Raw genomic sequence first — 12,476 nt, forward strand, 5'->3', positions numbered from 1 at the left:
CTAAGCGTTTTCAGTTAACATTTGTTCTTTCCAGTCAGCAGCCAGTTTGCCGAGTTTCACAGCCATGTCGATGGTGTGAATGGCGCGTTTAACCACCGGCGGATCAATCATTTTACTTCCGAGCGAAACAACACCAAGGCCTTTGGCTGTGGCGTCATCAAACGCAAGTACGATTTTTTTAGCTTTGGTGATTTCAGCTTCATCGGGACCATATGCCTCGTGAATCGGCTTGATCTGGCGCGGATGAATACAACCCATTCCAACAAAACCGAGTGACTTCGAAACGCGGATGGTGTTTTTCAGTCCATCGATATCGTCCACATCGCTGAAAACAGAGTCGATGGCCTGAACGCCGGCCGATTTGCAGGCCAGTGTGAGCAGATTGCGGGCCATGAGCGATTCGTTTCCTTCGCGTGTGCGCTGCACACCCATATCGGCAGTGAAATCCTCGAGCCCGATGGCAAGCGCCACTACATTGGGCGCGGCAGAAGCAATTTCCTTTGCCCGAAGAACGCCATCAGCACTTTCGATGATGGGCATGAGCCAGATGTTGCGATTCTTGTCTGTTGCCAGCTCTGCGATTTTTTTGTTCACCAGCTGAATCTGTTCAGCGCTTTCGATTTTTGGAATCAAAATGAGATTCACGCCATGATTGACAATAAATTTCAAATCGTCGAGACCGCGTGGAATCTGATTGATACGCACCATTTTTTCGGCGCCGTAGAAATTGACGTTGCGAAGTGCGTTACGGACCATAAAAGCCGCTTCGAATTTTTTATCCGGAGCAACGGCATCTTCCAAATCGAGGATCAGTCCATCGGGATGATGAATGCCGGCATTCAGGAACATGGCCGGCGAATTGCCCGGCAGATAAAGACGCGAAATCCGGTTGCGTTCCTTTTCAGTCTCGTACTGATTTTGTGGAAGAACCGGCAGGAGATATTCTTTCTCGGTGTCGATCAGCTGACGAATAGCCGCTTCGAGACGGGCCGCCAGCACCGGAGTGACTGCGCCGGAATCCTCGATGGAGACCTGACAGTTTTCAATTCCATAAAAACCGGCGACTTCTATGGTCACACGGATGATATCGTTGCCGTACAGAACTTTGACCTTGCTTTTCAGTTCGATCTGAATGCCTCCCTGGTCAGTAATCTGCATTTCAATCCGGCAGTCAGAGCGGACTTTGGGACCAGCGTTCCCGCATGAGACAACCACATTTTTCTTCATATAGAGTAGTATTGAATTATGGGGTCAAACTTACAAAAAATCCGGGAAAACCCCTCGAATAGTTACAAATTGCTATTACCTTTTCGGCTGCGCACCCAACATTTTGGCGTCCGCCCGACAATGATTTGCGATTCAGCGCGGACACGGAATCGTTGGGTGCTTTGGCTTGTGCCCTGACGATTCCAGGTCAGCAAGTCTTTTATCACCCTTTACTGGCTGGCGCTAAAATGTCGGGAATACCAACATTCCATAGTTCTACCGATGGGTGTAGTCTGAAAAAATGATTTGTTGGGTTTAGTCTCGAAGACTAAACCCTGCAGAAAAAACTATTAGACTACACCCAACTCAGAACATGGAATAGTTGGTGAGAGGTCTCAGCATCCGACTCATGGCTTATTCTCATTGTCGCAACGATTCCATATCCTTCGTTTTACTGCGGACGATGGAATATTGTGACGCCCGAGGCTGGCTCAAACTTCAAACTTCAGAGCAAAAACAACATTCCACCATTCCGGCCGAATAGTATCCCTCGAAGGGTTTTGAACCCTTCGAGGGATTGTTAACCGGCCGGAACGGTGGAATGTCTTAACAAACAGCTATTTTGAGTCATCCTCTGTAGGCATCTCAGCATCCGGCTACATCAAAACAAACATCACAAGCCAGATTTCGAAAAGCAGCGCAAACACCGCCAATCCACTGGCAAGGCAGCCCATTTGTTCCTGAATGGCCCACGAAATCACAAGCGCAAAAAGCAATAATGATCCGAAGAAAACAAGTACTCCCAGCACCCATCCGTTTATTCCGCCTGCCGAGGCCTTTGAATCGCTTTGCCGGCCGAGTGAATGGGGTTTGAGATCATGCATTATAATCCGTTTTGTTTCGCTTAAAGTAAATTGTATCGGACCAGGCAAATCTGATTTCAATTTTTCAGAACTTGTCAAATTTTCTGACAGTCCAATTTGATGATCATTCAAAGAGTCTTTCTGTTCAGAATTTTGAATTTCATTGTACTTGCTTATGTGCACAATCACTGAGTCGGTTTCGGTGCGAGCCAAAACAGCCACTTTGCGCAAATAGTTGAATTTCTGTTGAAGAAACATCTGATTGCATGATGAAAAAGCTACTCCTAAAAGTAGAAATACGATAATATTTCTCAATAAATGTTTTTTCATGAGGACGATGTTTTTGCGTTCGAGTCGGGTTATCTGGATGTCTAATTAATAATCATTTTGATTAGCAAAAAAGCAAGCAATACGGAAAACAGAATCCATGCACCAATCACCAGACAGCCGCTATCCGATTTCGAAATCAACCGGATAAGCGCAACGGCCAGCATAAAGGCAGCAATAAACAACAGCACACCCCACAACCACCAGATTTTTGTATCATGCGCAGCCATTTTGCCATCGCTGCGATAATCAGTATTTGCTACAAGGAACTTTTGTACAAGGCGCATGGATTCTTCTGTAGCAATATATTTAATTGCGGAAAAAGAGGACGGTTTTTCGGAATGTCTTATTTGCGTAGCATTTGAAACATGGGCAAAATCAGCGTTTGGAACCTGTGTGATTTTTTGCTGCGATGATAAAACATTGTAATATTTTTCAATGTGCTTTCGGACAGTATCGGATTCGGATTTTGCAGAAACAGCAATTTTGTTCAGATGTTTGTACTGCTGACTCAGCCACGGTGACTGGCATGCAGACATAGTGAGCAAAAATAATAATCCAATTATAACTTTGAAATTCATTGCCATTTATTGCTTCAATAAAGAAGTTCCGATTGACCAAAAATACAAAATAGATATTATTCGGAACTAATTTAGAATTGAACAATATTGTGCGCGACAAAATCTTTGTTAAAAAGAATACAAATAGCAAATTATTATAGTTTCAGCGGAATAACCCAATCAAATATTTGTTACATTTACGAATACAAACTATCGCCAAATGAAAGAATGTATTCGATTAATTTTTCTCTTAGTTGTTTTTTCTGTAGCAACTATGAATGTAGTAGCACAGGAAATTCCTGAAGAGGCCCGGAAACATTTAATCCGGGGTAAAACAGCGTTTGAGATTGCGAAACAGCCGAATGATTATGTGCTGGCCATCGATGAATTCAATCAGGCCATAGCTTTAGCACCAAAATGGGATGAGCCCCATTTGCAACTGGGCAAGGTTTATGAAAAAACGAAACAGTACACAGAAGCGATTACATCCCTAAAGACTTTTATTTCGCTCACGCAAGACAATACCAAAGCCAGTGAAGCTCAGGAAAAAATTTACGAGCTCGAATTTCTGGCAGAACAAACACTTACAAATGAGTCTATCGTAACCATATTATGCGAAGGATTCAGCAGTTGGGAAAAGTCAGGCGATCAGCTCTACTGGCCATATTTCACAGCTGCTAAATTTGAAAAAACAAGCGACAATTCCGTTCAACTCAAAAGAACAATGTATGGAAATGAAGGAGGTGTATTTTTCAGTGTCGACGTTAATCTGACCATCACGGACCCCATATTGAAATTCACCACTTATTCCGATCAATGCACGCCATCATGCCCATACAATATCAGCAATGAAATTGAATTTGTTTCGAAAAAGGAAATCATCTACCGACAAACGTTGATGCCAATAATGCCGAATTCGCAATCAACCAAAGTTGAGAAACTGACCGCAAAATTCAGTAAAAAATAAGCAGGCATAATCTGCATAAATATAAATCAACAAAACAACCCCACGACTATGAAACCCATTACATTTTTCGTTCTGCTGGTTACAATGATTTTATTCATGACACCGCTAAAAATGTCAGCTCAGGAAGACGTTTCCGATGCCAAAACATGTGTTGTGCTTACCTTGAAGGACTGCAGCGAATACTGCACCGGTGCTCAATGTTATCAGTTCACCAACAATTGCACCTACAAAGTAAAAGTAACCTGGAAAAGCAAACAACCCAGTGGCAAATGGATCAGTGGAGATGTGTATCTCGATCCGGGAGAAACATCAACCGAAACATACTGGTGCCCATATATTGAGGTAACCTGGAGCTATGTGAAAGCCTGATGCTGCTGTTTTTAAAATAATTCTGACCTTATGTCGGGCGTCTGTTTCATTCAACATGAAGTGTAATTTTATTGAATATTTTCAGCAACGATCAGGGTATATTTGTACAAAGTATGTCTCAAAACAATATCTTCTTCAAAAACAATATTCCATCGTCCGACTGCGACGTAGAAGCATGAGGATATGGAATCGTTGTTTTTGAAGCTGCCACGACGATTCCATATCCGCCAGCCATGGGCTAATCCTTACGAAATACGGCGGACGATGGAATATCGTAACGATTTATAATTTTGAGACAGCCTCAGAATTCAATTTGCGACTGGACTTTTTCCCATTTAAAAACAAGTAAACAAATTCATTTATGAAATCAACCCGAACAATCACCGTTATACTGTTTTTATTGGCATCGTTTGAACTTGCCGGCACGTGCTATTCACAAGAAATACCCGAAGAAGCCCGCAAACACTACGTTCGGGGTCAGACAGCCATCGAAATGATTGAGAGTGAAGTCGACTATGCTGACGTTGTCCTGGAATTTGAAACAGCCATACAACTGGCACCAGCCTGGGCAGACCCGCATTATGATCTGGGAATGTTTCAGGACAAAATCGGGAAATATGATGACGCCATATCTCATTTAAAAAAATATCTCGAACTGGCTCCGCAGGCACCAAATGCGAGTCAGGTGCAAAGCCAGATTTATAAAATCGAATTTAAAAAAGAGAAAACAAGCGATAAGCAAATGATGATCGATTTGATTGTAAACGGGAAAAAATCTGTGATCGGTAGCTTCAGGGGAGGAATGTGTTATCCTGCAGATTTCTATTTAAAAGCAGATGAAATATTTGTGGATATTAACTGCGCCAGTTCGGCTCAATCTTACGGACAGACCGTTCCGGTAATGTTCGATGGCACAACATTGTCATTTACATATTACAATTATGTTTGTCCTACAGCAACTGCATTGGACATGTGGCCTTGCGAGGAGCGTATTGAAATGGTTGGTACAGTGACGTCGAAAAATCCTTTACGATTCGACATGAAACAAAAAGTCACGCTTACAAAAACAGAAGACTCCGGGAATAACTATGAAGGCGTATGGGAGTTTACAAAGTAAAGTCTGTCTAAAAATGATGCGCTGTTCTCAGATAGTATCATGCAACTTTGATTATTTATGAACCATTATAAAAAAGTTAAGGGATCGAAAAGTCAAGTATTGTCAGTTCCCTAGCTGCTACAAAATATCATATTCAATTCTTAATCCACGCACAATCAACTGCTTTACTTAGAGAAGCAAAATTTCTACACAATTATATTAGCCGATTAACGATTATTAACATCCATAATTGTAAATATGATTAATTTTGCAGTCCTAAAATTGACAAAAATCAATAACATGAGTTTTCGGATCGTAGTAATGGCAAAACAGGTACCTGACACCCGCAATGTGGGTAAGGATGCCATGAAGGCTGATGGCACGGTGAACCGTGCAGCCCTGCCTGCAATATTCAACCCTGAGGATTTAAACGCACTGGAGATGGCACTCCGCATCAAAGATCAGATGGCCGACTGCGAAGTGGTCATTGTGACGATGGGGCCACCCCGTGCTGCCGACATCATCAGGGAAAGCATGTTCCGCGGCGCTGACCGTGGCATTTTAATTACTGACCGACGCTTTGCCGGCAGCGACACCCTCGCAACTTCGTATGCTATCTCGATGGCAGTGCGCAAGCTGTTCCCGGTGAACCTCGTCATCGCTGGCCGCCAGGCCATTGATGGAGACACCGCTCAGGTTGGCCCGCAGGTAGCCGAGAAATTGAAATTTCCTCAGATTACCTATGCCGAAGAAGTTGTGGCCGTAGATTCAACCTCTATTACCATCAAACGCCGCCTCGAAAGAGGAATCGAGATAGTAAAAACACAGTATCCTGCGGTAATTACGGTTCACGGATCGGCTCCGGCCTGTCGCACCCGCAATGCCCGCCGGCTTATGAAATTCAAAAAAGCTCGCACCGTCACCGAATTACAGGAACAGTCGCTCGATTACACCAACCTGTTCGACAAATGTCCGTACCTGAGCATTCAGGAATGGAGTGTCGATGACATCCAGGCCGACACAACATGGCTCGGGCTCAGCGGTTCACCCACCAAGGTGAAGAAAATCGAGAATGTGGTTTTCACTGCCAAGGAGTCTCTCAAAATGAATGGAACCGACGAAGACGTGAATCATCTGATGAAAACCCTCATCGATGCTCATATTATTGGATAATTAAAATCAGAAGAATCGTGAACAACGTATTTATATATTGTGAATTGACCGAGGAAAACACCGTGGCTGATGTCAGCCTCGAATTGTGTTCGAAAGGCCGCAAGCTGGCCAATGACCTTGGTGTTAAACTCGAAGCGGTTGTCATTGGCAATGTTGGCGAAGAAATCGCATCACAGCTTTCACCTTTTGGTGTAGATGTTTTGCATTTGGCAAAAGACAAGCGCCTGACCCCTTACACTACCATGCCTCACGCAGCCATCGTTTGCGGCATATTCAATCAGGAAAAACCTGAGATTGCATTGTTCGGTGCTACATCGGTTGGCCGCGATCTGGCTCCCCGTGTGGCTTCGGAACTGCGCTGCGGTTTGACAGCTGACTGCACATCGCTCGAAATCGGCGATCACAGCGAAGCCAAATCCGGCAAGGAATACAAAAATCTGCTCTATCAGATTCGCCCGGCTTTCGGCGGAAATATCATTGCAACCATCATCAATCCTGAGACCCGTCCGCAAATGGCAACGGTCCGCGAAGGCGTGATGAAAAAAGAAACAGTGGCAAACGCAGGCACCATCAGCATTAAGAATGTGGATGTAAACAAAATGGTTTCGTCCGAACTGTATGCGGTTGAAATTATTGAGCGCCACATCGAAGCTCAGAAAATAAACATCAAAAACGCCAACATAATTGTGGCCGGCGGTTACGGAGTTGGTTCAAAAGACAATTTCAAAATGCTGTTCGAACTGGCCGAAGCGCTGGGTGGCGAAGTAGGTGCCTCAAGAGCCGCAGTAGATGCGGGCTACGTGGAACACGAACGTCAGATTGGGCAAACCGGTGTCACCGTTCGTCCGAAGCTCTACATTGCATGCGGAATCTCTGGAGCAGTGCAGCATCGCGCTGGCATGACCGAATCTGCAACCATCATTTCCATCAACAACGATCCAAATGCGCCCATTAATAATGTAGCTGACTATGTTATTAACGCTGACATTTCGGACGTTCTGCCAAGAATGATAAAATATTACAGGTCCAATTCCAAATAAGACTCTATGGAAAACTATTATAACGACAACAAAGCGCTCCATTTCCATTTGTTTAACCCGCTGATGGAAAAGATCGTCAGGATCAAGGAAAATAATTTTGCTGAAAAAGACGAGTATGATTATGCTCCTCAGGATTTCGAGGATGCCATGGATAACTATGAAAAAGTCCTTGAAATCATGGGCGAAATTGCAGGCGAAATCATGGCTCCCAATGCCGAAGAAGTAGATCACGAAGGTCCGCACATTGAAAACAATGAAGTGATTTATGCAAAAGGCACAGCGCAGAATCTGAAAGCTTTATCCGATGCACAGGTGGTTGGTATGGCGATCCCGAGAAAATACAAAGGTCTGAATTTCCCGATTCTGCCGATTGTTATGAGCAACGAAATTGTTGCCCGTGCCGACGCCAGTTTCAGCAACATCTGGGGTTTGCAGGACTGTGCCGATACTCTTCACGAATTTGCGAGCGAGGAAATAAAACAGAAATTTCTGCCCATGTTTTGCGAAGGAAAAACCGCAGCCATGGATCTTACCGAACCTGATGCAGGAAGCGACCTTCAGGCTGTTCAGCTTAAAGCCACTTTCAGCGAAAAAGACAATTGCTGGTATCTGGATGGCGTGAAACGTTTCATCACCAACGGCGATGCCGACATTGCGCTTGTCATGGCCCGCTCCGAAGAAGGAACCAAAGACGCCCGCGGTATTTCATTGTTTGTGTACGACCGGAGAGAAAACAAAGTGATTATCCGCCGCCTCGAAAATAAATTAGGTATCAAGGGCTCCCCCACCTGCGAACTCGTGTTTAAGCACGCGCCTGCACAGCTGGTTGGCGAACGCCGCATGGGTCTGCTCAAATATGTGATGTCGCTCATGAACGCAGCTCGTCTGGGTGTTGCCGCTCAGGGCACAGGAATCTCCGAAGCCGCTTACCGTGCGGCATACGCTTATGCCAAAGAAAGAGAACAGTTCGGAAAAGCCATCATTGAATTTGCTCCGGTTTACGAAATGCTGGCCATGATGCGCGCTAAGATTGATTCTTCACGGGCATTGTTGTACGAGACCAGTCGCTATGTTGATATTTATAAAGGCCTGTCATTTAAATCGCTCGAGGAAAAACTCGACAACGACGAGCGCAACGAATTGAAGCATTATCAGCGGCTTTCCGACATCATGACCCCGCTCACAAAACTATTCACAACTGAATACAGCAATCAGGTGGCCTACGACGCCATTCAGGTTCTCGGTGGCTCTGGCTATATGAAAGACTATCCGGTGGAACGCTATTATCGCGATGCGCGAATCACGAATATATACGAAGGTACTTCACAGCTGCAGGTGGTTGCTGCCGTCAAAGGCGTCATCAACGGAGCATTCCAGAGTCTTATGGAAGACAAAGCACGCATTGCAGTGAAACCCGAGCTGAAATATCTGATGGATATTCTTGCCAAGATGCAGGATCAGTTTGTCAAGACTGTTGACAAGATCAAGGAAAAAAATCATGCAGAGCTTCTTGATTTCCACGCACGTCGTCTGGTTGAAATGGCAGGTCACATCATTTCCGGATACCTGCTTGTTCACGATGCCAACAAAGAAGATATGTTTGCGAAATCAGCCGATATTTACGTACGCTACGGCCGCTCGCATAACATCGCTGCTGCGCACTACATCTCGCACACCGACGAAGAAGACCTGAGCTCTTACAACATCGATTAATTATTTTTTGAAATATTACTGCCAATATAAAAGCCGGATTTGTTCCGGCTTTTTTTTGTGCTGCCACAAAGACACAAAGCAAGGAGTAGAATGCCTTCTCCAACCTCTCTGCGTCGCTGCAAGCGACCTGAGTGCGTTGGAGAAACACCATGGCGCAGATATGTTTTCCGTGACATGGCTGTCTGCAGCACAAGAGAAGGTTTGGCGAAGTCTTCAAAAATATTTTTGCCGGGTTGAGTCTGGAGACTCAACCCAACAGATTTTTCATTAAAGACTTCGCCCAACTTCTACCTGCTGTCATCCTGAGACATCCAGCGATGCGCGTTTTGCAACCTAAATAAAAAATGACAAAAAAGCTGCTGTCACGCTGAGACCCGCCGCTGTCAAATTGAGCCCTGCCTGCTGTCACACTGAGCGGAGTCGAAGTGTCGTAGCAGGATAAACTCCGTCGAAATGTCGGCAGCGGGATAAACTCCGTCGAAGCGTCGGCAGCGAAAATCAACAGAAGAAAAGTCACACGAACTCTGAACACTGAACAAGGAAGTGAGAATATTGAAGTAAATTCACTTCAAACTTACTTCTCACTTCAAATTTCCTTGTTCCTTGTTCAATATTCTACAGATTTTCAAGAATAAAATTCGTCATCTTGTTATACAAATGAAAGCGCGTGTAGCCGCCATAGATGCCGTGGTTCTTGTTCGGATATAAAAACATGTCGAATTCGCGATTGGCATTCACAAGCGCTGAAACCAGATCCATGCTGTTCTGCACATGCACATTGTCGTCAGTGGTACCATGCACAAGCAAATATTTCCCTTTGAGTTTCTTCACAAAATTAATGGGGGAATTGCTATCGTATCCTTCGGCATTTTCCTGCGGAGTGCGCATGAAACGCTCGGTGTAGATGTTGTCGTAGTAGCGCCAGTTGGTCACCGGAGCAACCGCAATTCCTGTTTTGAAATATTCATTTCCTTTGGTCATACAGAGCGTTGAAAGATATCCGCCGAAACTCCAGCCAAACGCGCCAATGCGGCTCTTGTCAACGAAATCGAGCGTTCCAAGATATTTTGCTGCTTCAATCTGATCGGCCACTTCGTGTTTACCAAGCTGCATGTAGGTGCATTTTTTAAATTCTTCGCCACGACCACCAGTGCCGCGATTATCGACGGAGACAACGATGTAGCCCTTCTGTGCCAGCATCTGAAACCATGCGAAATCGAAATAACCAAAACTATTTTCAACGGTATTCACACCGGGGCCGCCATACATGTACATAAACACAGGATATTTTTTTCCTTTTTCCATATTGGCCGGCTTTATCATCCAGCCATTGAGCTCAACGTTTTCAGAGGTTTTGAAAGTGAAAAATTCTTCATTCGAAAAACCATATTCCTTCATTTTTGAATTCAGATTGGCATTGTCTTCAAGCACGAGTTGTTCCTTGCCTCTGTTATCACGGATGGTATATTTCGGCGCTGTGTTCGCATCGGACCAATTATCAATGTAGTATGCAAAGTCGCTGCTGAAGGTCACACTGTGCGACCCGAGGTCTGATGATATTTTCTTTTTTGATCCGTCGAACGACACTGAATACAGCATTTTATTCATCGGGCCGTCTTCGAAAGAAACATAATACACCACTTTATTTTTTTCGTCGATGCCTGAAACCTCAGCTATATCCCAGTCTCCAGATGTCAACTGCTTTTTCAGTTTTCCATCCATGCCATAATAGTAGATGTGATTATATCCGCTTTTTTCAGAAGTGAAAATAAATCCGCTGCCATCTTTCAGAAATTTTGTGTTGTCGAAAATATCCACATAGTATTTGTTGTCTTCGGCCAGCAGCACGCTGGATGAGCCTGATGCTGCATCAGCCAGCAACAAATCGAGATGATTCTGCAAACGATTCATGCGAAACATTACCAACTTGCCCGGCTGATAAGTCCAGTAAATTCGCGGGATGTACTGATCTGTTTCTGTGCCGGCATCCATTTTTACCGATTTTCCGGCAGCCACATCATACACGAAAATATCCACCAGTGAATTATCTTCGCCTGCTTTTGGATATTTGTATTTGTATTCTTCGGGATACAATTCGCCATGAAATGTGAGTGTAAATTCTTTTACCTTCGATTCATCCATGCGGTAATAAGCAATGTGTTTCCCGTCAGGGGACCACTCAAAGCCTTTGGTGATGCCGAATTCCTCCTCATATACCCAATCCATGGTGCCATAAATTATTTTATTCATTTCACCATCGGTTGATATGGCAGTTTCTTTTCCGGCAGTCATATCATAAACATACAAATTGTTGTCGCGCACATAGGCCACTTTTTTCCCGTCAGGGCTGAAGTCTGGCAGACGCACATTGCCTTCACCGGGAATCTTTGTCAGCGACTCGCTTTTAAAATTATATACATAGTAATCGCCTTTCACACTGTGGCGATAAATGGCTTCGGTATTGGCTCCGATGAGTAAAAGCGTAGCGTCAGAATTGAAAGAATATTCATCAATCCCGCTCAATTCCTTGAGTTTAGGATTATCGAGACCAATAATGGTCTTGTCCATTTTTCCTGACTTGTAATTGTACAGGTTGATATTATTGTTTTCAAGCACCGTGTAACTCTGATCTATCGGATAATTCTGAATATCATAAATAGATTTCGGATAGAAAACATAATTGACCCAGATATCGGTCAGAGCGACCTGTTTCTGCGCAACTACGGCAGGTGTCAAAGCTGATACAAAAACAAAAGCAATGAGCAGGCGTGAGAATAGTTTCATGGCAATAAATATTTATTCAAAAGTAAATAAAAAACCCAACCCTTCGAAATCGTCCATACAAACCGGCAGAAAATGTCTGCAAACAGGCGCATAGCTTACGGCATAGGGCATAGGGCATGATGCGCAGAGCACAACGCATGAGGCAAAAGCCTTGGCCTCCAAAATTTCGGTGGTGCTGCCGGCTCGCATCCCCTGACGATTCCAGGTCAGTAATGCTAAGTAGTTAACCTTTTCAAACTGACGCTAAAATGTCAGAGGCACCCAACATTCTGGCGTCCGCCCGACATTCGATGCGAATAGGAGCGGTCCCGGAATCGTTGGGTGCTGTAAAGGCTCTCTCCCTGACGATTCCACGTCAGCAAGGTCTGTTTATTATTC

Annotated in this window: 11 protein-coding genes; 6 read left to right on the top strand and 5 right to left on the bottom strand. The window is 44.4% G+C overall.

The genetic code is table 11. The annotated features are described in order from the left end of the window. The 3 genes from A2W93_05790 to A2W93_05800 all read right to left on the bottom strand — a co-directional run bounded on the left by A2W93_05790 (position 1) and on the right by A2W93_05800 (position 2,983). Complete coding sequence (locus A2W93_05790; GenBank protein OFY55931.1) at positions 1 to 1,227, bottom strand: citrate lyase ACP; 1,227 nt, start codon at positions 1,225 to 1,227, stop codon at positions 1 to 3. A 635-nt stretch (positions 1,228 to 1,862) separates the two neighbouring features. Next, positions 1,863 to 2,327 (bottom strand): hypothetical protein, encoded by a 465-nt coding sequence (locus A2W93_05795; GenBank protein OFY55932.1) that lies wholly within the window; start codon positions 2,325 to 2,327, stop codon positions 1,863 to 1,865. 113 nt (positions 2,328 to 2,440) lie between these two features. Next, positions 2,441 to 2,983, bottom strand: coding sequence for a hypothetical protein (locus A2W93_05800; GenBank protein ID OFY55933.1), 543 nt, complete (start codon positions 2,981 to 2,983; stop codon positions 2,441 to 2,443). Between the two features lie 247 nt (positions 2,984 to 3,230). Here A2W93_05800 and A2W93_05805 point away from each other — a divergent pair, with 247 nt between their 5' ends. From A2W93_05805 to A2W93_05830, 6 genes are all read left to right on the top strand, one after another. Then, on the top strand, positions 3,231 to 3,923 hold the full coding sequence (locus A2W93_05805) for a hypothetical protein (protein OFY55934.1): 693 nt from the start codon (positions 3,231 to 3,233) through the stop codon (positions 3,921 to 3,923). 48 nt (positions 3,924 to 3,971) lie between these two features. Continuing rightward, positions 3,972 to 4,292, top strand: coding sequence for a hypothetical protein (locus tag A2W93_05810; protein OFY55935.1), 321 nt, complete (start codon positions 3,972 to 3,974; stop codon positions 4,290 to 4,292). A 361-nt stretch (positions 4,293 to 4,653) separates the two neighbouring features. Then, the gene (locus A2W93_05815) at positions 4,654 to 5,409 is read left to right on the top strand and encodes a hypothetical protein (GenBank protein OFY55936.1); all 756 of its coding nucleotides are present in this window, start codon (positions 4,654 to 4,656) and stop codon (positions 5,407 to 5,409) included. 279 nt (positions 5,410 to 5,688) lie between these two features. Then, positions 5,689 to 6,561 (top strand): electron transfer flavoprotein subunit beta, encoded by an 873-nt coding sequence (locus tag A2W93_05820; GenBank protein OFY55937.1) that lies wholly within the window; start codon positions 5,689 to 5,691, stop codon positions 6,559 to 6,561. Positions 6,562 to 6,578: 17 nt separating this feature from the next. After that, positions 6,579 to 7,601, top strand: a complete 1,023-nt coding sequence (locus tag A2W93_05825; GenBank protein OFY55938.1) for an electron transfer flavoprotein subunit alpha — start codon at positions 6,579 to 6,581, stop codon at positions 7,599 to 7,601. A 6-nt stretch (positions 7,602 to 7,607) separates the two neighbouring features. After that, a complete protein-coding gene (locus tag A2W93_05830; GenBank protein OFY55939.1) occupies positions 7,608 to 9,314 on the top strand; it encodes an acyl-CoA dehydrogenase in 1,707 nt (568 codons plus the stop codon). On the opposite strand, the gene A2W93_05835 is transcribed toward A2W93_05830, so the two are convergent. Both A2W93_05835 and A2W93_05840 read right to left on the bottom strand, forming a co-directional pair. Then, on the bottom strand, positions 9,311 to 9,598 hold the full coding sequence (locus tag A2W93_05835) for a hypothetical protein (protein OFY55940.1): 288 nt from the start codon (positions 9,596 to 9,598) through the stop codon (positions 9,311 to 9,313). The genes A2W93_05830 and A2W93_05835 overlap by 4 nt on opposite strands. Positions 9,599 to 9,929: 331 nt before the next feature. Next, positions 9,930 to 12,098 carry a hypothetical protein gene (locus A2W93_05840; GenBank protein OFY55941.1) on the bottom strand — a complete coding sequence of 723 codons (2,169 nt, stop codon included), beginning with the start codon at positions 12,096 to 12,098 and terminating at the stop codon, positions 9,930 to 9,932. Between the last annotated feature and the right edge of the window lie 378 nt (positions 12,099 to 12,476).

This window comes from Bacteroidetes bacterium GWF2_43_63 (genome assembly GCA_001769275.1).
Lineage (GTDB): Bacteria > Bacteroidota > Bacteroidia > Bacteroidales > DTU049 > GWF2-43-63.

Excerpts from the sequence above, each read along its gene's own strand:
- A2W93_05790 (OFY55931.1), bottom strand. The coding sequence starts at position 1,227 with ATGAAGAAAAATGTGGTTGTCTCATGCGGGAACGCTGGTCCCAAAGTC.
- A2W93_05795 (OFY55932.1), bottom strand. The coding sequence starts at position 2,327 with ATGTTTCTTCAACAGAAATTCAACTATTTGCGCAAAGTGGCTGTTTTG.
- A2W93_05800 (OFY55933.1), bottom strand. The coding sequence starts at position 2,983 with ATGGCAATGAATTTCAAAGTTATAATTGGATTATTATTTTTGCTCACT.
- A2W93_05805 (OFY55934.1), top strand. The coding sequence starts at position 3,231 with ATGAATGTAGTAGCACAGGAAATTCCTGAAGAGGCCCGGAAACATTTA.
- A2W93_05810 (OFY55935.1), top strand. The coding sequence starts at position 3,972 with ATGAAACCCATTACATTTTTCGTTCTGCTGGTTACAATGATTTTATTC.
- A2W93_05815 (OFY55936.1), top strand. The coding sequence starts at position 4,654 with ATGAAATCAACCCGAACAATCACCGTTATACTGTTTTTATTGGCATCG.
- A2W93_05820 (OFY55937.1), top strand. The coding sequence starts at position 5,689 with ATGAGTTTTCGGATCGTAGTAATGGCAAAACAGGTACCTGACACCCGC.
- A2W93_05830 (OFY55939.1), top strand. The coding sequence starts at position 7,608 with ATGGAAAACTATTATAACGACAACAAAGCGCTCCATTTCCATTTGTTT.
- A2W93_05840 (OFY55941.1), bottom strand. The coding sequence starts at position 12,098 with ATGAAACTATTCTCACGCCTGCTCATTGCTTTTGTTTTTGTATCAGCT.